General features: G+C 66.6%; 18 protein-coding genes and 1 pseudogene. 9 read left to right on the forward strand and 10 right to left on the reverse strand.

The window, feature by feature from the left end:
• On the reverse strand, positions 1–1223 hold a 1223-nt coding region (locus F3J18_RS16475), incomplete at its 3' end, for a nucleotide disphospho-sugar-binding domain-containing protein (RefSeq protein ID WP_166913362.1).
• A gap of 149 nt (positions 1224–1372) precedes the next feature.
• On the reverse strand, positions 1373–2260 hold the full coding sequence (locus F3J18_RS16480; RefSeq protein WP_166913363.1) for an alpha/beta hydrolase: 888 nt from the start codon (positions 2258–2260) through the stop codon (positions 1373–1375).
• Between the two features lie 909 nt (positions 2261–3169).
• On the opposite strand from F3J18_RS16480, the gene betI reads away from it, so the two are divergent.
• Genes betI through betA form a run of 3 tightly spaced genes read left to right on the forward strand, consistent with a single transcriptional unit; the run spans position 3170 to position 6987 of the window.
• Entirely contained in the window at positions 3170–3781 is a 612-nt protein-coding gene (gene betI / locus F3J18_RS16485; protein ID WP_013689522.1) for a transcriptional regulator BetI, read from the forward strand.
• Positions 3782–3794: 13 nt separating this feature from the next.
• Complete coding sequence (betB, locus tag F3J18_RS16490) at positions 3795–5264, forward strand: betaine-aldehyde dehydrogenase (RefSeq protein ID WP_025099079.1); 1470 nt, start codon at positions 3795–3797, stop codon at positions 5262–5264.
• Positions 5265–5289: 25 nt separating this feature from the next.
• The gene (gene betA, locus F3J18_RS16495; protein ID WP_166913364.1) at positions 5290–6987 is read left to right on the forward strand and encodes a choline dehydrogenase; all 1698 of its coding nucleotides are present in this window, start codon (positions 5290–5292) and stop codon (positions 6985–6987) included.
• A 126-nt stretch (positions 6988–7113) separates the two neighbouring features.
• On the opposite strand, the gene F3J18_RS16500 is transcribed toward betA, so the two are convergent.
• From F3J18_RS16500 to F3J18_RS16520, 5 genes are all read right to left on the reverse strand, one after another.
• Entirely contained in the window at positions 7114–8070 is a 957-nt protein-coding gene (locus F3J18_RS16500; protein ID WP_166913365.1) for a 2-hydroxyacid dehydrogenase, read from the reverse strand.
• A 73-nt stretch (positions 8071–8143) separates the two neighbouring features.
• Positions 8144–9592: an MFS transporter gene (locus F3J18_RS16505; protein WP_166913366.1), complete on the reverse strand. Its 1449-nt coding sequence runs from the start codon at positions 9590–9592 to the stop codon at positions 8144–8146.
• A gap of 330 nt (positions 9593–9922) precedes the next feature.
• Positions 9923–11839, reverse strand: coding sequence for a glycosyl hydrolase family 28-related protein (locus F3J18_RS16510; protein WP_166913367.1), 1917 nt, complete (start codon positions 11837–11839; stop codon positions 9923–9925).
• 334 nt (positions 11840–12173) lie between these two features.
• Positions 12174–13736, reverse strand: coding sequence for an AbfB domain-containing protein (locus F3J18_RS16515; protein WP_205195450.1), 1563 nt, complete (start codon positions 13734–13736; stop codon positions 12174–12176).
• A gap of 165 nt (positions 13737–13901) precedes the next feature.
• Positions 13902–14765 (reverse strand): LysR substrate-binding domain-containing protein, encoded by an 864-nt coding sequence (locus tag F3J18_RS16520; RefSeq protein ID WP_166913383.1) that lies wholly within the window; start codon positions 14763–14765, stop codon positions 13902–13904.
• A gap of 76 nt (positions 14766–14841) precedes the next feature.
• Here F3J18_RS16520 and F3J18_RS16525 point away from each other — a divergent pair, with 76 nt between their 5' ends.
• The 5 genes from F3J18_RS16525 to F3J18_RS16545 all read left to right on the forward strand — a co-directional run bounded on the left by F3J18_RS16525 (position 14842) and on the right by F3J18_RS16545 (position 20747).
• Positions 14842–15777: a DMT family transporter gene (locus tag F3J18_RS16525; RefSeq protein WP_166913369.1), complete on the forward strand. Its 936-nt coding sequence runs from the start codon at positions 14842–14844 to the stop codon at positions 15775–15777.
• A 267-nt stretch (positions 15778–16044) separates the two neighbouring features.
• Complete coding sequence (locus F3J18_RS16530) at positions 16045–17001, forward strand: ABC transporter ATP-binding protein (protein WP_025099072.1); 957 nt, start codon at positions 16045–16047, stop codon at positions 16999–17001.
• A 19-nt stretch (positions 17002–17020) separates the two neighbouring features.
• Positions 17021–17785, forward strand: coding sequence for an ABC transporter permease (locus F3J18_RS16535; protein WP_013689514.1), 765 nt, complete (start codon positions 17021–17023; stop codon positions 17783–17785).
• A 146-nt stretch (positions 17786–17931) separates the two neighbouring features.
• Complete coding sequence (locus F3J18_RS16540; protein ID WP_166913370.1) at positions 17932–19389, forward strand: MFS transporter; 1458 nt, start codon at positions 17932–17934, stop codon at positions 19387–19389.
• A 287-nt stretch (positions 19390–19676) separates the two neighbouring features.
• Complete coding sequence (locus tag F3J18_RS16545; protein ID WP_166913371.1) at positions 19677–20747, forward strand: beta-propeller fold lactonase family protein; 1071 nt, start codon at positions 19677–19679, stop codon at positions 20745–20747.
• A gap of 124 nt (positions 20748–20871) precedes the next feature.
• Here F3J18_RS16545 and F3J18_RS16550 read toward each other — a convergent pair whose 3' ends face one another.
• Together F3J18_RS16550 and F3J18_RS38180 are read right to left on the reverse strand one after the other, a co-directional pair.
• On the reverse strand, positions 20872–21348 hold the full coding sequence (locus tag F3J18_RS16550; RefSeq protein WP_166913372.1) for an OsmC family protein: 477 nt from the start codon (positions 21346–21348) through the stop codon (positions 20872–20874).
• Positions 21349–21469: 121 nt separating this feature from the next.
• The gene (locus tag F3J18_RS38180) at positions 21470–23059 is read right to left on the reverse strand and encodes a YadA-like family protein (RefSeq protein ID WP_240154566.1); all 1590 of its coding nucleotides are present in this window, start codon (positions 23057–23059) and stop codon (positions 21470–21472) included.
• Here F3J18_RS38180 and F3J18_RS38185 point away from each other — a divergent pair.
• Positions 23034–23678 (forward strand): hypothetical protein, encoded by a 645-nt coding sequence (locus tag F3J18_RS38185; RefSeq protein WP_240156401.1) that lies wholly within the window; start codon positions 23034–23036, stop codon positions 23676–23678. The genes F3J18_RS38180 and F3J18_RS38185 overlap by 26 nt on opposite strands.
• A 62-nt stretch (positions 23679–23740) precedes the next feature.
• Here F3J18_RS38185 and F3J18_RS38665 read toward each other — a convergent pair.
• Positions 23741–24433: pseudogene (locus tag F3J18_RS38665) on the reverse strand (hypothetical protein); the annotation flags it as partial.
• Positions 24434–25222 lie beyond the last annotated feature (789 nt).

The raw sequence follows: 25222 nt of genomic DNA on the forward strand, positions 1-25222 counted from the left end.
CGCGCGGCTTCCTCGCAGCCGTCGGGCGCGCCGGCCATGCTCGCGCGGATCGCCGCGCAGCGCCCGGCCATGCCGGCGTCCGCGAGGATCCTCGCCAGCGCGGCCGACAGGGCCGCGCCATCGACCGGCGCGTCGAGCCGCAGCCCGCAGCCGCTGTCGGCCACGCGCTGGGCATTGTCGAACTGGTCGTGCGCGGACGGCATCACCAGTTGCGGAATGCCGGCCTCGTAGGCCAGCGAGGCGGTGCCGATCCCGCCGTGATGCACCAGCGCGCGGCAACGCGGCAGCAGTTTGCGCAGCGGCAGGTAGCGCCGGCGCAGGAATCGCGAGGCATCGGGCTCGCCGTCGCGGCGCGCCGTATCGGGCGTGATCAGGATGCCGCGCACGCCGGTGGCGCGCATCGCCGCGTTCACGGCCGCGGCGAACCCGGCGCCGTCGACCAGCGTCGAGCCGGCCGTAAACACCACCGGCGGCTCGCCCGAGGAGAGGAACGCCTCGAGTTCCGGATCGGGCGCCGGATCGTCGATGTCGTTGAACAAGGGGAAGCCGGCCAGCCGGTGCCGGGCGGGCCAATCGGGCTGCGGGGCCGCGAACCAGGCCGGGAACAGGCACAGCACGCCGTCGGTGGAATGCAGCCAGCGGCCCAGGATGCGCCGCGCCGGCGCGAGGCCCAGTTCGGCACGCAACGCGTTCAGCCGCGGCCCGCAAACCTTGTCGAGCACGCCGCGCTCGATCAGCGTCATCACCGCGGCGCGCACGCCCAGCGGCAGCCAGCGCGGAATCGTCAGGCGCTTGTGGGTGGGCGGCGCATGCGCCGACAGCAAGGTGGAGGGCGACACCTGCACCGAGACATAGGGCGTGCCGTGGCGCTCCTGCAACAGCCGCGCCGAAAACGCCCAGAGCGTGCCGACCAGCACCGTGTCCCGGTCGATCAGTTCGGACAGCTTGTCGAAATGCGGGCGCATCGACGGCGCGATCACGCCCCAGAGCGTGCGGAACGAGGTGCGCGGGTTCCACAGCGCGGGATCGGCCATCGCCTGCGCGTACTCCTCGGCGGTGCCGATCGCCACGAAGCGAAAGCCGCAGCGCAGCGCGCTGGCCTCGAACTGCGGATGGGTACAGAACACGACCTCGTGCCCGCGCTCGGCGAGCGCGCGTCCAACGCCGAGCAGCGGGTATACATCACCCGCCGACCCGATCGCCGTGATGATCATCTTCGACATCGACACCGCCTGTGTTGCGCTGGAGGGAATCATCGGCAGCCGTCGCCTCGCCTGCCCGCCCGCTCGCGCGATCAGGGCAAGTCGGGCGCATCACCCGCCTCGCCCGCCGCATTCGCGAGGGGACGCAAGACGACGGAAACCGCCGTGGATCAGGACAGCACCGGCATCGGCGAGAGCGACTCGAAGGCGCCGTCCTTGGCGGTGGCGCCGCGCTCCTCGCCGAAGTAGCCGAGGATCGCGTTACGCACGCTCTCCTGCTGCTGGCGCCCTTCCAGATCGAGGAAGTGGCCGGCCTTGGGGATCGTCTCGAACTCGGCGCGGCGCACATAGGCGCCCAGGCGGCGCACCTCGGCCGGCGTGGTGTATTCGTCGAGCTCGCCGTTGATGAACTTGACGCCGCAACCGATCCGCGTGAATTCGTCGAGGTACTTCTCGGGCTGCATCTCGAGGATCTGGTTGACGTGGAAGGCCACCTGGTCCTGCTCGTCGCGCGGCAGCTTGGTCAGGTAGCGATAGTTGTAGAGCTTCATGATGCGCGGCAGGTAGCGGCCCACCGTGTCGTTCAGCAACTGCGCCGCATGCAGGTTCTCGCCCGCCGCGATGTGGTCACGCGCGCGCGTCACGTAATCGATCATCGCGTCGTTGAGGAAGGGCGAGAACGACGCGATCACGGCGCGCTGCACGCTCGGGCAGCCGCGCGCGAGCGCGAACAGCGAAGCCACCCCGCCCCACGAGACCGACAGCAGGTAGCTCGGGCTGAAGCGCTCGCAGAGATGGAGCAGGATCTCGACCTCGTCGTCCTTGGTCAGCACGAACTTGCTGTTGTTGTGCTGCCGGGACTGGCCCGCGTAGGGCAGGTCGAAACAGATCGAGTTGAGACGTTCACCGAGATAGCGCACCGTCTGGCCGAACGATGCAGTGGTGGCGAGCGCGCCGTTGATGAGGATCACCGTCGGATAGGACGGATCGAAGACGTGATGCTCGACGTACACCTTCAAGCCGTTCGGCAGCGGAACGACCAGTTTCTCGATAGCCATGGCATATCTCCGGCAAGGAACCCGGCAAACAAATGCGATACGCGCTGCTTGCGCGAGCGCGCCCCCGTAGCACGACCACGCGGCGAACAGCGTGGCGGCTACTTCCCTGTGCCGGAGTCCTCACCGTCTCGCGACGATGCGGCCGCCCTCGGTCTGACGCGAAAATTTTTCCGCCCAACAACCTCGTGGCCCCCGGCGCCTCGTAATAATTACTTCAGACGCATGTCGTTATTTCCGATTCGATGCTGCCCTGTTACTGCCAAAGTGCACCGTCCGGTACATCTGCATGGGTATGAATACTAATACGCGGAACTACAAAAACTCAACCAATTCAGATTAATTTTAGTGTTGGAAATTTGCATTGCGACAGCCATGTTTCATGGAAAATTACCTCGAAAATCCTCATGGAAAAGCGGCCTTCATGGCGTTGTCATATTTTTTGTGCTAGACGCCCGGCACCGTCCTGTCAGATCTATCAGGTGCAGCATTTCGGGGCGGAATCATCGCTAAGACTGCTTTGTAGTCAACGACTTGGACGTATTGCTGCATGACAACAGCCGAACCCTCCGAAGACGAGCCGCAGCGGCGGCCGGGGCGCGCCGGCCGCAATCACTGTCATCAAGGTAACGAATTTCCGATTCCAGACCAATTTGAATACGAAAAAATTGCACCGTTTAAACGTCTTAAACATAATTCACTGTTTTACAGAAGCCCCTCATTCTGTTTTATTGGCTAAAGATTGGTAACGCCGACCGAGCCCCGAACGTGTCCCCGGTAATTCTTTCGAGCAGCCGACAGGGTCGGCGCCCCGCCTGCTGACACGCCCTGCCATCCCGTTTTTTGTTGATTGAACGTTCAATAAAAAATAGATAGGATGCGACCTTCTGTCCTCCAGCCACCTTCCCCGCCATGCCCAAACTCGGAATGCGCGAAGTGCGACGCGCGCAGTTGATCGAGGCGACCCTCTACACGATCGACGAAGCCGGCCTGCCCGGCACCACGCTGGCCCTGGTCGCGCAGCGCGCCAAGATCTCGACGGGCATCGTCAGCCATTACTTCGGCGACAAGGATGGCCTGCTCGAGGCCACCATGCGCCACGTGCTGCGCGATCTGTGGCTCGCCACCTCGCGCCGGCGCGGCGCGGCGGCGCCCGAGCCGCGCGAGCGGCTGCGCGCGATCGTGGCCGCCAACTTCGACGACACCCAGGTCAGCGCGCCGGTGATGAAGACCTGGCTCGCGTTCTGGTCGCAGAGCATGCACCAGCCGCAACTGGGCCGGCTGCAGCGGGTCAATACGCGGCGGCTGCACTCGAACCTGTGCGCCGAGTTCGCCAGGCTGCTGCCGCTCGAACGCGCTCGCGACGCGGCGGTGGGCCTGGCCGCGCTGATCGACGGGCTGTGGCTGCGCGGCGCGCTGGCGGGCGGCCCGATCGACACCCGCACCGCCCAGCGGCTCGCCAACCAATACATCGACCAGCAGCTCGCGCCGCAAGCGGCGGCGCCGGGCCTCGCTGCTCACTGATCAGGAGAACTTCATGACGGTCTACGGTCTGCAAAAACTCTACATCGGCGGCGCCTACGTGGACGCCACCAGCGGCATCAGCTTCGACAGCTTCGATCCGGCCACCGGCGAGCATCTCGCCACCATCCAGCAGGCCGGCGAGGCCGACGTGCAGCGCGCCGTGGACTCGGCGCGCGAGGGCCAGCGCGTGTGGGCCGCGATGACCGCCATGCAGCGCTCGCGCATCCTGCGCCGCGCCGTCGAGCTGCTGCGCGAGCGCAACGACGAGCTGGCCGAGCTGGAGATGCGCGACACCGGCAAGCCGATCGCCGAGACGCTGGCGGTGGACATCGTCACCGGCGCCGACGTGATCGAGTACTACGCGGGCCTGGCCACCGCGATCGAGGGCCTGCAGATCCCGCTGCGCGAGGAATCCTTCGTCTATACGCGGCGCGAGCCGCTCGGCGTGTGCGCCGGGATCGGCGCCTGGAACTACCCGATCCAGATCGCCTGCTGGAAGACCGCGCCGGCGCTGGCCGCCGGCAACGCGATGATCTTCAAGCCCAGCGAGGTCACCCCGCTGTCGGCGCTCAAGCTCGCCGAGATCTATACCGAGGCCGGCGTGCCGGCCGGCGTGTTCAACGTGGTGCAGGGCAACGGCGCGGTGGGCGCGATGCTGACGGCCCATCCCGGCATCGCCAAGGTGTCGTTCACCGGCGGCGTGGAAACCGGCAAGAAGGTGATGTCGCTGGCCGGCGCGTCCTCGCTGAAGGAAGTGACCATGGAGCTGGGCGGCAAGTCCCCGCTGATCGTGTTCGCCGATGCCGATCTCGAGCGCGCCGCCGATATCGCCGTGACCGCCAACTTCTTCAGCGCCGGCCAGGTCTGCACCAACGGCACGCGCGTGTTCGTCGACCGCGCCGTGAAGGACGCCTTCATCGCGCGCGTGCTGGAGCGCGTGGCGCGCATCCGGGTGGGCAAGCCGTCCGACGCGGCCACCAACTTCGGCCCGCTGGTGAGCCCCGCCCAGCTCGACAAGGTGCTCGGCTTCATCGAGAGCGCCAAGGCCGAGGGCGCGAAGCTGCTGGCCGGCGGCGAACGCCTGACGCAAGGCCACTTCGCGAACGGCCAGTACGTCGCGCCGACGGTGTTCGCCGAATGCCGCGACGAGATGCGGGTGGTGCGCGAGGAAATCTTCGGGCCGGTGATGAGCATCCTCGACTTCGCCACCGAGGAGGAAGCCATCGAGCGCGCCAATGCCACCGACTACGGCCTGGCCGCGGGCGTGGTGACCGAGAACCTGTCGCGCGCGCACCGCGCGATCCACCGGCTCGAGGCCGGCATCTGCTGGATCAATACCTGGGGCGAATCGCCGGCCGAGATGCCGGTGGGCGGCTACAAGCAGTCGGGCGTGGGCCGCGAGAACGGCATCACCACGCTCGAGCACTACACGCGCATCAAGTCCGTGCAGGTCGAGCTGGGCCGCTACAACCCCGTGTTCTGAAACAAGCCAAGAAAGGAGCCAAGTCATGACGACGCGCGAATACGACTACATCATCTGCGGCGCCGGTTCGGCCGGCAATGTGCTCGCGACGCGGCTGACCGAGGACGCCGATGTCACGGTGCTGCTGCTGGAAGCGGGCGGCCCCGACTACCGCTTCGACTTCCGCACGCAGATGCCGGCGGCGCTCGCCTACCCGCTGCAGGGGCGCCGCTACAACTGGGCCTACGAGACCGATCCCGAGCCGCACATGGACAACCGCCGCATGGAATGCGGGCGCGGCAAGGGCCTGGGCGGCTCCTCGCTGATCAACGGCATGTGCTACATCCGCGGCAACGCGCTCGACTACGACAACTGGGCCACCCACCAGGGCCTGGAAGACTGGTCCTACCTCGACTGCCTGCCCTACTTCCGCCGCGCGGAGACGCGCGACGTCGGCCCCAACGACTATCACGGCGGCGACGGCCCGGTGTCGGTCACCACCAGCAAGCCGGGCGTGAATCCGCTGTTCGAGGCGATGGTGGAAGCCGGCGTCGAGGCGGGCTACCCGCGCACCGACGACCTGAACGGCTATCAACAGGAAGGTTTCGGGCCGATGGATCGCACCGTCACGCCCAAGGGCCGGCGCGCCTCCACCGCGCGCGGCTACCTCGACCAGGCCCGCGCGCGGCCGAACCTCGAGATCGTCACGCACGCGGTGGCCGATCGCGTGCTGTTCACCGGCAAGCGCGCCACCGGCGTGGCCTACCTGCGCGGCGGCCAGCCCGTGACCGCGCACGCGCGCCGCGAGGTGCTGGTGTGCAGCGGCGCGATCGCCTCGCCGCAACTGCTGCAGCGCTCGGGCGTGGGCCCCGGCGCCTGGCTGAAGGAACTCGACATCCCGGTGGTGCTGGACCTGCCCGGCGTCGGCAACAACCTGCAGGATCACCTGGAGATGTACATCCAGTACGCCTGCAAGGAGCCGGTCTCGCTCTACCCGGCGCTGAAATGGTGGAACCAGCCGAAGATCGGCCTGGAATGGATGCTGAACGGCACCGGCCTGGGCGCCAGCAACCATTTCGAGGCGGGCGGCTTCATCCGCACGCGCGACGACGACCTCTGGCCGAACATCCAGTATCACTTCCTGCCGGTGGCGATCAACTACAACGGCTCGAACGCGATCGAGATGCACGGCTTCCAGGCTCACGTGGGCTCGATGCGCTCGCCTAGCCGCGGCCGCGTGAAGCTGAAGTCGCGCGATCCGAACGCGCATCCGAGCATCCTGTTCAACTACATGGCCGAGGCGCTCGACTGGCGCGAGTTCCGCGACGCGATCCGCGCCACGCGCGAGATCATGCGGCAGCCGGCGCTGGACCGTTATCGCGGCGAGGAGTTGAACCCGGGCGCGAACCTGAAGAGCGATGCGGAGCTGGATGCCTTCGTCAGGCAGCGCGCGGAAACGGCCTTCCATCCGTCGTGCTCGAACAAGATGGGTTATGACGACATGGCCGTGGTCGATCACCAGGGCCGCGTGCACGGCATCGAGGGGCTGCGGGTGGTGGATGCGTCGATCATGCCGATCATCACCACCGGCAATCTCAACGCGCCGACCATCATGATCGCGGAGAAGATCGCGGATCGGATTCGCGGCAAGGCACCGCTGGCGAGATCCACGGCGAAATACTTCGTGGCGAACGGGACGCCCGCCCGGGGCGGGAAGCCGGCTCGGGCGGTGGAACTGGTTTGAGCCTGCGCTGAATCGCGGGAATGCGAAGCGCCGCTTACCTTGTCAGGTGGGCGGCGCTTTTTACTTGGAGCGGCGTGGCGAGGTCCGGACCGGCAACCGGCGCTCTCCCGGCGAACCAGCGCGCTCTCAAGCCACCGGCGTGAGCAGCGGTTCGCCGGCGAAATGCGCGGCGAGGTTGTCGCGCACCAGCCCGCCCATCGCCTGACGCGTCTCGATGGTGCCGCTCGCGTGATGCGGCTGCAGCAGCACGTTCGGCAGCGCGAGGAAACGCGCATCGATGCGCGGCTCGTTCCAGAACACGTCGAGCGCGGCGCCGGCGATCGCGCGGCGTTCCAGCGCGTCGAGCAGCGCGGCTTCGTCGACGGTCGTGCCGCGCGACACGTTGACGAGATAGCCCTTCGGGCCCAGCGCATCGAGCACGGCCGCATCGACCAGGTGGCGCGTGCCCGGCCCGCCCGCGAGCGTGACGACCAGCAGCTCGCACCAGCCGGCCAGCTCGTCCAGCTTGTCGAAGAAACGATGCGGGCTGTCCTCGCGCCGCGCCACATCGAAATAACCGAGCTCGACGTCGAAGCCGGACAAGCGGCGCGCCAATGTCGAGCCGATCCGCCCGAAGCCGACGATGCCGACGCGCTTGCCGTACAGGCGCGTGACGAGCGGCATGTCGCCGTCCTGCCAGGCGCCCGAGCGGACGTGGGTGTCGCCCGCGCCGATGCGGCGCATCATGGCGAGTGCCAGCCCGACGCCGAGATCGGCGACATCGCCGGTCAGCACGTCGGGCGTGTTGGTCACGCGAATGCCCCGCTCGCGCGCGGCGGCAAGGTCGATCGCATCGGTGCCGACGCCATAGCAGGCGATGATTTCGAGCTTCGGCAGCGCGGCGATCAGCGCGGCATCGGCGCCCAGATCGCCGCGCGTCGCGATCGCGCGCACGGCGGCGCCCTGTTCGGCGAGGAACGCCGCGCGATCGGGCGCCTCCCAAAGTCGATGCACCTCATAGGCGCTGGACAGCCAGGCATCGTCCCACGGCTGGTAAGGGCCCGTCATCAGCAGCGCGGGCCGCTGGGTCGAATCGTGCGCCATCTGCGCTTGCTCCTGTGGAAATGGAATGGAAAAACAGCCGGGCCCATCGCATGATCCGGCTCACCGGGCTCGCTCAGGCTTGCCGCGCGAGCCGGTCGGCGGCCGGCGCCGGCTGCGCTTCTATCGCGTCGAGCGGATCGTCGAGATCGCGGTTCAGCGTCTCGGGCATCCGCGCGGTGGCGAACAGGGTGATCAACGTCAGCACCGCCAGGTACGCGGCGATCGGCACCCAGGCGAGCACGCCGGCCGCGTGATCGCCGCCGTGCAGCACGATCACGGCCGCGATGATCATCGCCCCGACCAGCGGCGCGATCCCCCCCGCCAGCACCGCGGACACTTCGCGCGAGAACGACACGCCCATGTAGCGATGGCGCGCGCCGAACAGCTCGGGCAGCAGCGCGGCCTGCGCGCCGAGCATGCCCCAGTTGGCGAAGCCCTGCGCGATCGAGATCGCGACGAGGCTCGCCACCACGTTGCCCTGGCTGAAGATCCACCACACCGGGAAGGCGAGCGCGAGCTGCAGCCATGCGAAGCCGCGATACACGCGCACCCGGCCGAATCGGTCGCTCAGCCGTCCCGCCAGCGGCACCGTGCAGGCGCCGACGGTGGCCGCGCACACCAGCGCGAGCGCGCCGATCGGCCCCTTCAGGCCGATCACGCCCGCGAGATAGCTGACGGCAAGCGCCTGGTAGATCGACGAGCCGCCGTTCTCGGCCATCCGCAGGCCGATGCCGACCAGCAGCGTGGGCCTGGAGTGCCGCATGGCGCTCTTGAGCGGATTCGCCGCCAGTTGCGCGCGCTTCTCGAGCCGCACGAAGGTGGGCGATTCGTGCAGGCGGATGCGCATGTAGAGGCCGACCGCGACGATCACCGCGCTGCACAGGAACGGGACACGCCAGGCCCAGCCGTCCGTGACATGCCCGAGATTGGCGAGCATGACGAAATAAACCGCTGCGGCGAGTACCGTGCCGAGCTGAATGCCGAGAAACGGCAGCGAGGCGTAGATGCCGCGCTTGCCGGCGGGCGCGTATTCGGTCATCAACACCGCGGCGCCGGCCTGCTCCGCGCCGGCGCCCAGCCCCTGCAGGATGCGCAGCGCCACCAGCAGCGCGGGTGCCCAGTAGCCGGCCGTGGCGAAGGTCGGCAGCAAGCCGATCAGCGTGCTCGCGACGCCCATCAGCAAGACCGTCGCGGTCAGCACGAACTTGCGGCCGATCCGGTCGCCGAGCACGCCAAACACGACGCCGCCGAGCGGACGCACCGCGAAACCGACGAAGTAGGTGCCGAAGCTCGCGATCAGGCGCATCTCCGTGGTCTGCGCGGGGAAGAACAGCGGACCGAACACCAGCGCCGAAGCCAGCGTGTAGAGGGCGAAATCGTAGTATTCGAGCGCGCTGCCGAGCGAGCAGGTCCATACCGCGCGCCTGAGCTGCCTGGGGTCGACGGCGCGGCGTTCGCCGGAACCTGCCGACGTGCCGAAACCTGCCTCGTGCCGCGCGGGCGGCGGGGAAGTCTGATCCATCCTTGTCTCCTGTCTCCTGCTTCCGTTCCTCAACCCGTCCACGCGACGCGCGGCGGGACATCGGCCCGCTCGCGCAGCGGGTTCCTTCGGGGATGCGGGTGCCGGCCGGGTGTGCCGCGCCACCGTCGCTCGAACGGCGTCGGTTGGGCGGCCATCAGCGAAGCGCGGCCGGTTTTTGTGCTGCAGGTATCTTGAGCCGCCGATCAACCGCCGCGCCAATAGTCTTTTTTGATTCGGTGATCACGGGATCTGATTACCGACATCGACGGATAGGGTTGGTTGCATGCGGGTTGTCCCGATGTCGACCCGATGATTGGCGCGGGGCTCGTGTTACTGGAAGGCGCGGACATGGTAGACGGAAGCCACGGGCGAACCGGCAGCGATCGCGCAAAGCTCGACCGTCACGCTTCCGGCAGACGATACATAGGCATGCCAATCATATCCGGCACCGGGATAAGCATCCGGAGTCGCCAGCAAGGCCATGCCCGGCGCCGCGCCCGCCATCGCCACGCTGCTCGAGGTACAGGCGCCGGCCGCGAGCGGGCTGCCGCCGAGACTGCCACTGGTCGCCTTCAAGGGCAGCACGTCCTGCCCGTTGACCGTCAGGCCGTTGGCAATCGAGACCGCGCCACTCGCGCGATCGATCTGCAACGGGATACCGCGGAAGCTGCCGTCGTCGGAGAAATTCGCGAACTCGAGATTGGACCCGCTGTTCGAGCCGGTTTCCGCCGTTCCGTCGGTCAACAGTTTCCAGCGCGTCGCCCCGCCCGCGGCCCACTGAATCGCGCGCTGCTGGCCGGCTGCATACTGCATCACGTGATCGAACTCGCCTTGAAACGGCAAGGGTTGGACGCCCGGGGACTGGTTGCCGAGCGAATTCGACGCCTGGAATTGAGAGAAATTGCCGATGCGGCTCGTATTCACCGTGGCGTTGACGCCATACCCCTGGTTGTTGAAAATCATCCGGCTCGGATCGATCGTGACGATCGTGGTGGGATCGTCCACCCGCAAGCCGTCTTGCGACGCGTTGTAGAGTTGCCCCGGGCCGAAGCTCACGCGCCCATTTCCCCACTGCTTGATATAGACGTCGATCCCGTCCGGGCCGCCGCCCGGCACCGGGAATCCGGCCGAGGCGATGGCGCCGTTGATCACGATGGGGGATTCGGCTGCCAAGGCATCGTTCACATAGATGCCGTAGGTAAACGATCCGTCGGAGATGCTGAGGTCGCTGAAGAATATCTCGCGATTCGGACTGTGCGCCAGGGCGTTGTCGATCTGGTAGTTGACGCCGTCCTCGAAGGCCAGCACGTTGCCGAAATACACGCCGCCCTGCCCGCCGCCGACGTGGTAGCCGATGTTCGAGAACGTGATGGCGCCATGGTCCAGGAAGATGTCCGAGCCCTCGGCATTCGATGCCGATCCATTCATCTTCAGGCCTTCGTTTTTCACCTGGATATTGAAATGGTCATAGCTGAAGACATTGACGTTATCCAGCCAGATTCCATCGAAAAGATTCGATCCGCTCTGGTTGAATGCTCCCGCATTCACGTCCGTCAACGCGTTCCCGTTCTGCATGCGTTGGAGATGCAGCGCGGAGCCGCCCGTCATCGGCATGCTCGACTGAATCGTGAACCCCCTCAGGCTCCATCCCGCCAGCGAGGTCGTGCCGTCGCCGACCACGAGCAGATCGGTCGATGCATCGGCACCGCTGTAAAGCAGCGTCGTCTGCCCCGAGCCGGCGCCCACGATGCCGACGTTGCTCACCACCGGCAAGCTATGCGAGGTCGAAAACACGCAGGTTCCCGCCGGCAGGTCGAGCTCGGTACCTGGCTTCAGGGCGGCGAATGCAGCCGTGAAGGCCGCATCGTCGTTCGTCACGCCGTCGCATTTCGCCCCGAAGTCCTTGAGGTTCAGGCGATCCGCAAGCTTGCTGCCGACCGATCGCGCGATCGCCCCCACCGCGGCGGCCTGATATTGCAGTTGGCTGGTGGCACCCAAGGCGCTGGTTGCCCCGGTACCGCCGGCAGCCAGGCCCAGTGGCGCCGACAACGCGGAAATCGACCCGCCGCTGATCGCGACATTGTCGAAGCTCGCGACACCGCTCGCGGACAGCGAGGTGAATGCGCCGGATGCCGGCATGGTCGCACCGATAGCGGTGTTGTCGAGCGAGCCCGCCGACTGGGCGTTCGCTGAGATCGATAAGGACAAGATCAAGGCACTGCCAATTACCACCAGATTTTTCGACATGGTATCCACCGGTCAATATGCGTCAATGATGATTTCCAGCGTGAATAGCTGGTTGAGGAATTCCCCGAGCCGGCGCACCGGCTCGGCAAGGCATATATGAATCGATGGAGGCGTGGCGCGACAACGGCTCGGGAATGTCGTCGCCGAGACCACACAGGGGCTTGCTTCGCCTGATTGCCGGGTCGCCGAGAGGATGGGGATCAACGAGACGGAATGGCTCCGCCGGCATGGTCGATGAAGGCGTGCCTGGTGGCGAACAGGGCGTCCGCCAGCGCTGTCGAGATGGACGACGTGACCATCCCCGGCGTCACGCGCGACGCCGGGCCCTGCCTCGTCAAGGATTGACGAGCGGCTTCATCTGCTGGCCGAACACCCAGCCTTGCGCGGCGTCCCAGTCGGTGCGCCAATCGAACACGCCCAAGGTGCCGGGATACGCGCTCTTGACCGCGTTCCAGGCCTGCACGGCCTGGCCGATCGTCATGAAATTGGTCTGGCCGGGATTCACGCTGAAGCCGACCACGACATGGCTCGGCCCCAGGGCATTCATCCACTGCACCACGTTGTCCCGCACGTAGGCGGGATCGGCGAGATTCGGGCCGTCATAGTATTGCGGCGCGCAGTAGTCGAGCGCGCCGCCCGCCAGCAGGGCCGAGCAGAAGGCCAGGTCCACCTGGCTCCACGGCGCCGGCGCCGAGGAAATGACGAAGCCGGGATAACGCGCCTTCAGTTGCTGGCCGATCCAGGTCATCTCGGTCACGTTCGGCGTGTCCGAGGCTTCGTAGTTGTCCCAGTCGATGCCGTCGAAGCCGCCCAGCTGGGTGTAGATGCGCGCGATGCTGTCGACGAACGCCTGGGAACGCGCGCGGTTGTCGAAGCTCACGTTCTGCTGCGCGCCGCCGATGCTCAGGATCACCTTGCGCCCCTGCGCGCGCACTGCCTGGATGTCGCCGACCAGATTCGCCGCCGCTGCCGCGTTGGCCGGCGCCGTCCACTGCACCGCGCCCGTCGTGCCGGGCTGGCCGCCGACGGGCGTGGCGGCGAACAGGTAGATCAGGTTGTAACGGCTGTCGACATCGACGATCCGCGGCTGCGGATCGGCCCAGCCGGCCCAGTAGGTGCCGACGATATGGGCGGGCAGGCCCGCTGCATTGCCCGAGCACTGGGTCGGCGCCCAGTAGTAGGTGCTCTGCACCGGATTGGTGTTGTCGCTGTTGTTGCCGCCGACGGCCTTTTCCAGGTACAGACTGCCCTGGTATCTCACCACGGTGCCCAGCGGGTAGTCATGGTTGTCGGCCCAGTCGACGATCGTGCAGGCACGGTCCGCGAGCGGCGGCTGGACCGCCCAGCTGGCATCCTGCACGAAGGATCCGCCGGTGTTCGACGTGATCCACAGCTCGCCGTTCTGGTGCCGCAGATACGAGCCCGGGAATTTGAGCGGCTGCAGGGACACACCCTGCCCGCTCAAGCCCGCTTGCGCGCACCAGGTGGCGTCCTGGTCGAACAGCGCCGAGCCGTCGGGCGCATCCTTCCTGACGCGGCCGTTCTGGTGGCGCAGGAACTGCCCCGGGAAATTCCTCGATTCGAAGGAGTAGCAGCTCGCATCCGCCCTGCCCGGCTCGACCTTGAAGGAGGCATCGTCCCGATCGCCGCTCGCGCTGGATGCATTGATCACCGACGTGTAGCCCAAGCCATTCTGATGGCGTGCCACGCGATCGGTGAAGCCGGGCGTGGTCACCTGGAAGCTCTGATACGCGCCGGCAGGCAGGCTGAGGGTGTTGACCGCGTCGGCCAGCGCATCGCCGCTCGCCAAGGCGGCGGCCAGGGCGGCCAGCAGGCTCAGGCCGGAAGCCAGCCGCGGCGCGACGAGCGGGCGATGGAATCGGGAGAAGATGGGCACGATGGGAATCCTCGATCGGGGCCGGCAGAGGCCGTTCTTATGAAATGATTTCATTATCGAGAACTGCCAAAATCGGGCGGTCATGGAAAAGCCCGACACGCCGATCAAAAACCATTCGCATGACAAACATTTCAGCGATACCGAACAGCTTCGCGAGCCGCCCGCCTAGTCCGCCACGTACAAACGAAACTGTTCCCGAAACGTCGCGACCAATAATTCAATCGCTTCCTTCTCGTCGCCTTCCGGATTCCGAATCAAGACGATCTCGTGCTCGTCGATCGGCGGCAGTCCGTCGAGCACGCGCATGCGCGACGTGACACGCGCCCGATCCACCAGGGTCACCCCCAGCCCCGCCTCCACGCAGGCATTGATGGCCTGGCTCGACGCGCTTTCGATGATCACGCGCCAGGCCGCGCCGGTCTGCTTGAGCGCGCTCGTCATGGCAAGGCGATACGGACAAGGCTCGGCATACAGCGCCAAGGGCAGCGGCTGATCCGCATCGAGCACGAAGGCGCGGCTGCAAGCCCATACCGGCGTGGTCACCGTCAGGAGGTCCGCGCGTCGATGCGCCTGCATCGGCTGCACCACCAAGGCCAGGTCGAGCTTGCCTCGCGCCACCAGCTCCCGCAGCTCGAAACTCGGCCCGGTGCGGATCTCGATCACCACGTTCGGCCAGCTCGCCGCGAACCCGGGCAGCAGGTCCCGGATCACGTGCGCCGCGTATTCATCGGGCAGCCCGAGCACGATGCGCGCCGCCACCGACTTCCCGCGAATCTCCTGGAGCACGCGGTCATGCGCGCTGAGCAACTCGCCGGTGCTGGCCAGCAGGCGCTTGCCCAGCGCCGTCAGCGTGACGCTCTGGTTGTCCCGCTCCAGCAGCCTGCCGCCCGCCACGGCCTCCAGCCGCTGGATATGGATGCTGACCGCCGCCGGGCTCTTGTGCACCAGCTCCGCCGCCGCGCGGAACTTGCCCAGGCGCGCCACGGCATGAAAGGTACGCAGCAGCTCGATGTCGAGAATGGTGTCCATATGGTTCAAGTTCATTGAACGACTCGGCCAGTATATTTTGATTTTCTAATCGACGTCGGGCACTTAGGCTGGGTGCATGAACAAAGCCGAGCCGTCCTGCCTCGCCCCCGGCGCCGCGAGCCTCGAAGCGCGCCAGATACCGCTGCCGATACTCGAATGCCTGATGGTGCTGGCCTGGAGCTCCGGCTTCGTCGGCCTGCGCTTCGCCGCCGATTACGCGCCGATCTACCTGATGGTGTTCTGGCGCTGCATCGTGCTGTCGATCGGCCTCTGGCCGTTCGTGGCGCGCGAGATGCGCTCGGCGTCGCGCGCCACCTTGCTGCGCGAGGCCGCGATCGGCGCGATGGCGATGGGCGGCTACCTGGCCGGCGTGGCCAAGGGCATCGAGTTCGGCGTGTCGGCCGGGCTCTCGGCCTTGATCGCCGATCTGCTGCCGGTCGGCACGGTGCTGATCTCCACCCTGGTCTTCAGGGAGCGCAGCCCGGCCGGCGTCTGGGCCGGGCTGGCGCTGGGCGTGATCGGCGTGCTGCTGGCCAGCCGCGACGCCTTCCGGCTGGGCGCCGCGCCCACCTGGGCACTGGGCCTGCCGATCGCCGGCATGCTGTCCCTGGCGGCCGCCGCGGTCTGGCGCAAGCGCCTGTCCACCGGAGCCGGCCATCTGAATCCGATCGCCGCCTTGTGGCTGCATTGCGTGGTGACCGGCATCCTCTTCCTGTTCCTGCAGGGCGCCCAAGGCAGCCTGAGGCCGGTGCCCACCTGGGGATTCGCGGCCGGCATGGCGTGGACCGCGATCCTCTCCACGCTCGGCGGCTACGGCCTTTACTGGCTGTGCCTGAAGCGCTCCTCGTCCGCGCGCGTGTCGAGCGTGCTGTTCCTGAGCCCCGCCGTCACCCTGGTGTGGGCCTGGGCGATGTTCCGCGAACCGCTGAGCTGGCGCATGCTGTTCGGCGCCGCGGTGGCCGGAGCCGGCATCCTGATGATCGTCCGCAGCCGGCACGAGGGCGCGCGCTGAGGCTGCGCCGGCGCATCGTTTCGAATCGCATTCGCCGCCGCTGCCAAACAAACTCTCCGCATCGACGGGGATTGTTTTCCCCAACCCGCACTTCCCGTCATCGATTCGCGCTACCCTGCCCGAATCGAACGCTTCCCCCTCACCTCGCTATCCTGTCTCGCGCATATCCATAGCGCGATTGGTACCATAGCGTTCCCGACACCGGCGGCTCCGGTGCCCGCGCGGCTCCCCCGCGCGCGCCGGCCGCCGCACCGCCCCGATTCGACCGTGAGCCAAGAACCGATACTGACCGTCTCCCATCTGTCGAAAACCTACGCGTCCGGCTTCAAGTCGCTCGACGACGTCAACCTCTCGATCCGCCGCGGCGAGATCTTCGCGCTGCTCGGCCCCAACGGCGCCGGCAAGACCACCCTGATCAGCACCATCTGCGGGATCGTCACGCCCAGCGAGGGCAGCGTCTCGGTGGGCGGCCACGACATCGCCCGCCACTACCGCGCCGCGCGCACCATGATCGGCCTGGTACCGCAGGAGCTGACCACCGATTCCTTCGAATCGGTCTGGAACACCGTCTCCTTCAGCCGCGGCCTGTTCGGCAAGGCGCCGAACCCGGCCCACATCGAGAAGGTGCTCAAGGACCTCTCGCTGTGGGACAAGCGCGACAGCAAGCTGATCACGCTGTCGGGCGGCATGAAGCGCCGCGTGATGATCGCCAAGGCGCTCTCGCACGAGCCGCGCATCCTGTTCCTCGACGAACCCACCGCCGGCGTGGACGTCGAGCTGCGTCGCGACATGTGGAAGCTGGTCGACCAGCTGCGTGCCGACGGCGTGACCATCGTGCTCACCACGCACTACATCGAGGAAGCCGAGGAGATGGCCGACCGCATCGGCATCATCAACGGCGGCAAGATCATGCTGGTGGAGGAGAAGACCGAGCTGATGCGCTCGCTCGGCAAGAAGCAGCTCACGCTGCAGCTCGACGCGCCGCTGGCCGCGATCCCGGCCGCGCTGGCGGGCTTCCGCCTGGAGCTGGCCAAGGACGGCAGCGAGCTGGTCTACACCTACGAGGTCGAGCGCGAGCAGGCGATCGCCACCCTGCTCGGCGCGCTCGCCGAGGCCGGCGTGCGCTTCCGCGACCTGCAGACCTCGCAGAGTTCGCTCGAGGAAATCTTCGTGAGCCTGATCGACAGCGGCCGCACCGCGTCGAACACCGCCACCTCCGCCTGACCGCCCGACAGGACAACGAATGACCAACTTCCATGCGATTCGCGCGATCTACCGCGCGGAAATGGCCCGCACCGCCCGTACCCTGACCCAGAGCATCATCGCGCCGGTGATCTCCACCTCGCTCTACTTCGTGGTGTTCGGCTCGGCGATCGGCTCGCGCATCAGCGCGGTGAACGGCATCAGCTACGGCTCCTTCATCGTGCCGGGCCTGGTGATGCTGTCGCTGCTCTCGCAGAGCATCTCGAACGCCTCGTTCGGCATCTACTTCCCGCGCTTCACCGGCACCATCTACGAGGTGCTGTCGGCGCCGGTGTCCTACTGGGAGATCGTGGCCGCCTACGTGGGCGCGGCCGCCACCAAGTCGGTGATCCTCGGCGTGATCATCCTGATTACCGCCAGCCTGTTCGTGCCGATGCACATCCTGCATCCGGCCTGGATGGTGCTGTTCCTGGTGCTGACCTCGATCACCTTCAGCCTGTTCGGCTTCGTGATCGGCATCTGGGCCGACAGCTTCGAGAAACTCTCGCTGGTGCCGCTGCTGATCGTCACGCCGCTGACCTTCCTCGGCGGCAGCTTCTACTCGGTCGACATGCTGCCGCCGTTCTGGCGCGTGGTCACGCTGTTCAACCCGATCGTCTACCTGGTGAGCGGCTTCCGCTGGGCCTTCTTCGGGCTGGCCGACGTGCACGTGGGCATCAGCCTGGCGATGACGCTGGCCTTCCTGGTGGCCCTGCTGTTCGTGGTGGCCTGGATCTTCCGCACCGGCTATCGCCTGAAGAAATAAGCCTCGCCGGCAGCACCGGGGCGCGCCGCGGCCATGGCGCGCCTGTTCCAGTGCGATGCCGAATTCGTTCTATGGCGGGGATTAATGGCCACGTCTACTGACACGGCGCCGCCTCGTTCCGAGGCCGGCCCCTGCCAGAGGACGCCATGCCCGCCGCCGCCCCTTCCGCTCCAGCCGCTCCAGCCGCCCCTTCCGCCCCGCGCGCCAGCGCCGCCGCCCGCCTCGAACGCCTGCCGTTCTCCGGTTATCACAAGCTGATCTTCGTGATCGTCGCGATCGCGTTCTTCTTCGACTCGGTCGACCTCGGCACCATGACCTTCGTGCTCGGCTCGATCCGCAAGGAGTTCGGCCTGAGCACCGCGGCCGCCGGCCTGGTGGCCAGCGCGAGCTTCTTCGGCATGGTGCTGGGCGCGGCCGTGGCCGGGTTGCTGGCCGACCGCTTCGGGCGCCGCCCGGTGTTCCAGTGGAGCATGGTGCTGTGGGGCGCGGCCTCCTGGCTGTGCTCGACCGCGCAGAGCGTCGAGGCGCTGATCGCCTGGCGCGTGCTGCTCGGCATCGGCATGGGCATGGAATTCCCGGTCGCGCAGACGCTGCTTTCCGAATTCGTGCCGGCCGCCAGGCGCGGCCGCCTGATCGCGCTGATGGACGGCTTCTGGCCGCTCGGCTTCATCTGCGCCGGCGTGGTGTCCTACTTCGTGCTGCCGGCGCTGGGCTGGCGCATGGTGTTCGCGCTGCTCGCGATCCCCGCCGTGTTCGTGCTGGTGGTGCGCCGCCTGGTGCCCGAATCGCCGCGCTGGCTCGAGCATCACGGTCGCGCCGCCGAGGCCGACCGGATCCTCGACGGCATCGAGGCCAGGGTGATGCGCTCGACCGGCCTGAGCCGCCTGCCGGCGCCGTCGCGGCTGGCCGAGCCGGCCGCCGCGCGCGGCCGCGGCGCGTTCCGCGAGATCTGGAGCGGCCCGTATCGGCGCCGCACCACCATGATCTGGCTGCTGTGGTTCTTCGCCCTGCTCGGTTTCTACGGCCTGACTTCCTGGCTCGGCGCGCTGCTGCAGCAGGCCGGCTACGCCGTCACGCAGTCGGTGCTCTACACCGTGCTGATCTCGCTGGGCGGCGTGCCGGGCTTCCTCTGCGCGGCCTGGCTGGTCGAGCGCTGGGGCCGCAAGCCGACCACCATCGCCTCGCTGGTGGGCGGCGGCGTGATGGCCTACCTCTATGGCCAGACCGCCCTGCACGGCCAGAGCGTCGCGCTGCTGATCGGCACCGGGCTGGTGATGCAGTTCTTCCTGTTCGGCATGTGGGCCGCGCTCTATACCTACACGCCCGAGCTCTACGGCACCGGTGCGCGCGCAACCGGTTCGGGCTTCGCCTCGGCGATCGGCCGCGTCGGCTCGCTGATCGGGCCATATGCGGTGGGCGTGGTGCTGCCGCTGTTCGGCCAGGGCGGCGTGTTCACGCTCGGCGCGCTGTCCTTCGTGGTGGCGGCGCTGGCGGTGGCCTGGCTCGGCATCGAGACGCGCGGGCTCGCGCTGGAGGAACTGACCGCCGCCGACGACGGCAGCGACGCGGCGCGCTACGCGGGCAAGCCGGTCGCGATGGACTGAGGGCGGGCAAGCGGGCAGGAAGGCGGGCGCGGTTTCGGCACCGCGGCGCCTTCTCCGCTCAATCGAACCCATGTTGTCGTACAACCAAGGGCCAAATGCCCTCCGCCCGCCCCTTCTTTCCCCGACACATCAGGAAATTCTCCGCGTTTACGCTGAGTTGTCGGCCTCGGCGATTGCGCCAGCCTTTCGCGATGTCATATGATGACGTAACACTTACGGGACGATGCCCCGCCCAAGCGGCCGTCGTCGCCCGTCACGTCCCATTCACGACTCCTTCCGCGATCCCGATGAGCACAGCGCTGTCCCCCACCCACCTCGTCACCGTCTCGAACGCCGAGGACGGCGATCTCTCCGTCTATCACCTGGATGCCGCGCAAGCGCGCCTCGCGCCGATCGCGCGCACGCCGGCCGGCAGCGTGGTGATGCCGCAAGCGCCGACGCACGACGGCCGCCAGCTCTATGTCGCGACGCGCGGCACGCAGCCGACCATCGTCGGCTACGACATCGGCGCCGACGGCACGCTCACGCAGCGCTTCTCGACGTCGATCGACGCGAGCCTCGCCTACCTGTCGGTCGATCGCGCGGGGCGCCTGCTGTTCGGCGCCTCCTACGGCGGCAGCCGGCTGTTCGTGTGGGATGCGAAACGTGTCGAGAGCGGCGACGGCGCGCCGCTGCAGTTCATCGACCGGATCCAGAACGCGCACTCGATCATCGTTTCCGAGGACGACCGCTACGTCTACGCGGCCTCGCTCGGCTCCGACCGCGTCCTGTTCTACGGCATCGCGCGCGCCGGCGAGGAAGCCGCGCTGATCGCGCGCGGCGAGCTGGCCACGCCGGCCGGCTTCGGGCCGCGCCATCTGCGCCTCGCGCCGGACGGCGCGACGCTTTATGTGATCGGCGAATTCCACGGCACCGTGCTCGCAATCCCGCGCGATCCGGTGACGGGCGAACTCGGCGAGCCGGTGGAATCGGATCTCGCGCCCAGCATCGCGCACCTGGCGCACGGCGCGCCGCGCCCGCCCGCGCCGACCTCGCCCGTGATCTGGGCCGCCGACCTGCAGGTCTCGCCGGACGGCCGCTTCGTGTTCGCCACCGAGCGCACCGCGAACCGCTTGATCACGTTCCGCGTCGACGAGAACCGCAAGCTGCATTACGCGAGCTGCATCGAGACCGAGCCGCAGCCGCGCGGCATCCGCCTCTCGCCCGATGGTTCCTTGCTGGCGGCCAGCGGCGAGCTGTCGACGTCCATCTCGCTGTATCGTGTCGATGCGGCCACCGGCGCGCTAACGCCCGCCACCCGCATCGAATGCGGCAAGGGCGCCAACTGGATCGAGATCCTGCCGCTGCGCGGCGCCTGATCGAAGGCCGCTTCACCCGGCACGCGCCTGTTCTGGGCGCGTGCGTTTCTTCCCTTCGGCAACCGCTCCGGGTTTCATCCGGCGACGCGGCACGCCGGATTCCTTCGTTATCCGAAACCTGTGATCAGCCCGGCGCGCGCTCGATCACGGGCTCGCACGTCACCGGGAAATTCATCGAATTGGCGATGTAGCAGGCGCGATGCGCATCGTGATGCAGCTCAGCCGCGCGCTCGGCATCGTCGCCGGCGCGGATCGTCACGCGCGGACGCAACACCACCTGGGTGAAGCTGCCGCCCTCGCGACTGTCGACCATGGTGCCGACGGCCTCGTCGACATAGGCCTGCACGGCGATACCGGCCTCGGCGCACAGGTGCAGGTACCAGAGCTTGTGGCAGGCCGACAGCGAGGCCACCAGCAGGTCCTCGGGGTTCCAGCGCTTCGCGTCGCCGAGGAAGGCGGGATCGGACGAGCCCGGCACGTCGGGCTTGCCGTCCGCGCGGATCAGGTGGTCACGTCCATAGTCACGATAGGCCGAGGTGCCGGTGCCGTGGTTGCCGGTCCACTCGACCGATATGCGATAAGTGTGTTCGTGCTTCGCCATGCGAGAGATCCCCCGTGGGTGCCGCCGTTGCGCGGCGTGCCGCTGCGCGCCGCCCGCGCATTATCGCGCGGCCAGGTTCGCGCTGCGCTGGCAAGCGCGTCTCCCGTCTCCCGGCGGCGAGCTACTTCCACTGATACAACATCCCCGCGCCCACCACGGCCTGGCCGCCACTGAAACCGCCATTCACCGCCGCTTTCAGGTTGTCCGAAATGCGCGCCTGCATGTTCACCGCGATCGCCTTCTGCCCGGCGAAGCTGGCGGTACCCAGCCCCATGCCGAAATTCGAGTTCGCGTCGAGCTGCGGGATCGAGGCCATCGCCCCGACTGCGGCGATGCCCTGACGTGCCATGTCGGCCGTGCGCCGGACTTGCGTGCCCAGGCCGTCGAGCTGGTTTTGCTGGCCGGCCAGCGCTTGCGACATGGAAGTCGACACCGCATTCAGCTGGTTGAGGTTGACGGCGTCGGTGCCTTCCGTGCCGGGCGCGACATGGGTGATCTGCCGTTGCTGGGCCGCGCTGCCGACCGACAGCACGTTGGAGCGGCCGCCGTCGGTCGAGCCCTGGCCGAGCGCCACCGAATTCGAGCCGGTCGTGACCGAGGGCGCCTTGGCGCCCGGCGCCGACATGTCGCCCGCGTAGCCGCCCGCGGTAGGCAGGCGCGTGGTGTTGTCGGGCGCCGAAGTCGAAAGCGAGGCCATCTGAACGCTGGTGGCGCCGACGCTGGTGGACAGCGAGCCGGTGGTGGCCGAGGGGCCGGGGGGCTGCGAACCGGCGTTGGGCGAGGCGCCGGTGGACAGCGAGGCCAGCGTGGTGCCCGAATTCGACTGGCCGGTGGACAATGAACCGGCCGAGGTGGACGGCGAGGATACCGAGCCGTTGGACGACGACACGCCCGTCGACAGCGAGCCCTGCAGGATCGGGGAAGAAATGGACGAGGAGAGCTTGCTCAGCGATGCCGCGGTGGAGGTGGACAGCGAGGCGACCGAGTTCGAAAGCGTGCCCGCCGTAGTGCTCAGGCTGCTCGACAGCGAGGCGACGGCCGCATTGGTCTGGAAAAGCTGGCTGCCGTTCACGGCGTCGGTGCTGCCTGCCGAGAGCCGGCCGGCGGCGAGGCCCGTCAGTTGCCGCTCGAAACCGGGCGCGCCGATGTTCACCGTGCCGACCGGCTTGCTGCCGGCGAAGTTGCCGAAGGTGATGTCGCCGATCGTCACCGAACGCACCGGCATCGCGGCCGAGGCAATCGAGCCTTTGCCGATGGCAACCGAGTTGTCCGCGTTCGCCGTGGCGCTCGGGCCGATCGCGATGCTGTCGACGCCGCTCGCGATCGAATCCTTGCCCGTCGCGTTCGTGTGGAAGTATTTGATGCCGTTCGAATTGATGCTGTCGAGCGCATCGCCGACGTTGTCGACCTTCGCGGTGGTGCCGTCGGCCTTGTGGGTCGTGTAGGTCGGTGCCGTGAAGGTGCCGGTGGCCGGGTCGTAGGTCGCGCCGCCGCCCAATGCCGAGGCCACGCCGCCGCCGATCCTGCCGGAGGAACTGGCGATCGAGCTGATCGAGGTCGACAGCGAACCGACGCTCGACGAGGTGGAAGTGGACAGCGAGGCAACACTGCTGTTGGTCTGTGCGAGGCCGGTGGACAACGAGCCGATGTTGCTGGTGGTCGAGGACAAGCCGGAGGACAGTGAGGTGACGTGGCTGTTGGTGGTGCTCAAGCCCGACGACAGCGACGTGACGGTGCTGTTGGTGGTGCTCAAGCCCGACGACAACGAGGTGATGTGGCTGTTGGTGGTCGACAAACCGCTGGAAACGGATGAGGACAGAGAACTGACGTTGCTGTTGGTCGTGCTCAAGCCCGACGACAGCGACGTGACGGTGCTGCTGGTCGTGCTCAAGCCCGACGACAGCGAGGTGATGTGGCTGTTGGTGGTCGACAAACCGCTGGAAACGGATGAGGACAGAGAACTGACGTTGCTGTTGGTCGTGCTCAGTCCGCTCGACAGCGACGTGACGTTGCTGTTCATCGTAGACAGTCCGCTGGCGACAGACGACGACAGTGACGAGACGCTACTGCTGGTCGTGCTCAGACCACTCGACAGCGACGTGACGCTGCTGCTGGTCGTCGACAACCCACTGGAGACGGACGAGGACAGCGAGCTGACGTTGCTGCTGGTCGTGCTCAGACCACTCGACAGCGACGTGACGCTGCTGCTGGTCGTGCTCAGACCACTCGACAGCGACGTGACGGTGCTGCTGGTCGTGCTCAACCCCGACGACAGCGAACCGACGTTGCTGTTGATACTGCTCAGCCCGGTCGACAACGAGGTGACGTGACTGTCGGTCGTCAACAACCCGCTGGAGACGGACGAAGACAGCGAGCTGACGTTGCTGTTGATGGTGCTCAGGCTGTTCAACGACGACGCGGTCTTGCCATCGATGGCTTTCTGCAATTGCGACTTGGTGACCGCATCTTGATCTCCCGTCCCATCGGCAAGATTGGTGATCCGTCCGTTATTCACCGAGATGCCTTTGTCACCGCCAGACAGCTTGATGCCGTCCCCCCCCGTCAACGAGATGCCTTTGGTACCGCTCGACAGCGTGATGCCGCCCCCTCCCGTCAGCGAGATGCCTTTGGTATCGCTCGACAGCGCGATGCCGCCCGCTCCCACCAGCGACATGCCTTCGGTACCGCTCGACAGCGTGATGCCGCTGCCACTCAGCGTGATGGGTCCATTGCTGTCCAAAGCGACGCCCGTCGGGCCATAAATCGCTACCTTGCCTTTCCCCAACACGTCTTTGTTCTTCTCGTCTTTCTTATTCGGCTCCATCCGCCCTATCGCTATAAATGCGGGACCATCGCCCTTCTTTGGCGCATCCGCCCCCCCTTTGTCCTCCCCGACATAGAAGCCACTTCCGCCGCATTTCATTCCGAACGGCATCGTTTGACGTTCGTTGCGAGTCCATGCGAGCGACTCTCCCGTCCCCCCCCATGATCCATAGGCGTGGTCCCCCTTCTCCGCGCAATTCACGATCGACGCCGACCAGGAGGATTCGATACCTCCGTAACAAAGAAGTACCGCCACGGCCATCTTGCTCAGGCCGATCCGGATTTCTCGCGGCGAATTGACCGGCGAAAGCGCGGCGCGACACCCACCTCCCTTGAACACATTGACTTCCGACACCGCCACCCATGACGACAGCGCCGCATTCCAAACGGTTTTATATATCTTATTCACGACGACCTTTCTTATGTCTTCAATAAAAAATATTCACCACATCTTGGGTGGCGACCACATCCAGGCGGCCGGGTAAAACCGGGCCGAGACGAGCGGAGACGACATGCCATCCGCATTTCGAGATACCAGATGCAACCGCCAGAAGCTGGCATATCGTTCATTCCCCGAAGCGCAGGCGCAACGAGGCCGACGCAATGATTGCGTCCATTCGACGGAAATCGAATTAATCAAGCGACTCTGGAGAACCGGCATCAGCCGATCCATCAATCCGGATCGACATGGCGAAATTATGAAACATGAGAAATGGACTTGGATAGTCCTATTTTTCTTATAGGAATCGTCTTATTGACCGAATCACGGCGGCAAACAAAGACTCCACGAACCTCACCGTACATACCGCCCTCTTTTTCGGAACGCTCGCTTCCTGCCTACGCTACCGGCGCCCTGCTTCAGCTACTGGAGCCCGATCCGCGCACCTCATCGCATATCGATTCAACAATCGAAACAATAAAACCAAATCCATCAACAATCGATATATTCCAAAACAACTAACGACATTGAAATAAAAATCAACGCCTCATCACACGAATTACAAACCAAAGGCGAATCAGGGAAAGTCATCAATCCATTTCAACTATTCAT

Source organism: Burkholderia sp. Ax-1720 (assembly GCF_011753035.1).
Taxonomy (GTDB): domain Bacteria; phylum Pseudomonadota; class Gammaproteobacteria; order Burkholderiales; family Burkholderiaceae; genus Burkholderia; species Burkholderia gladioli.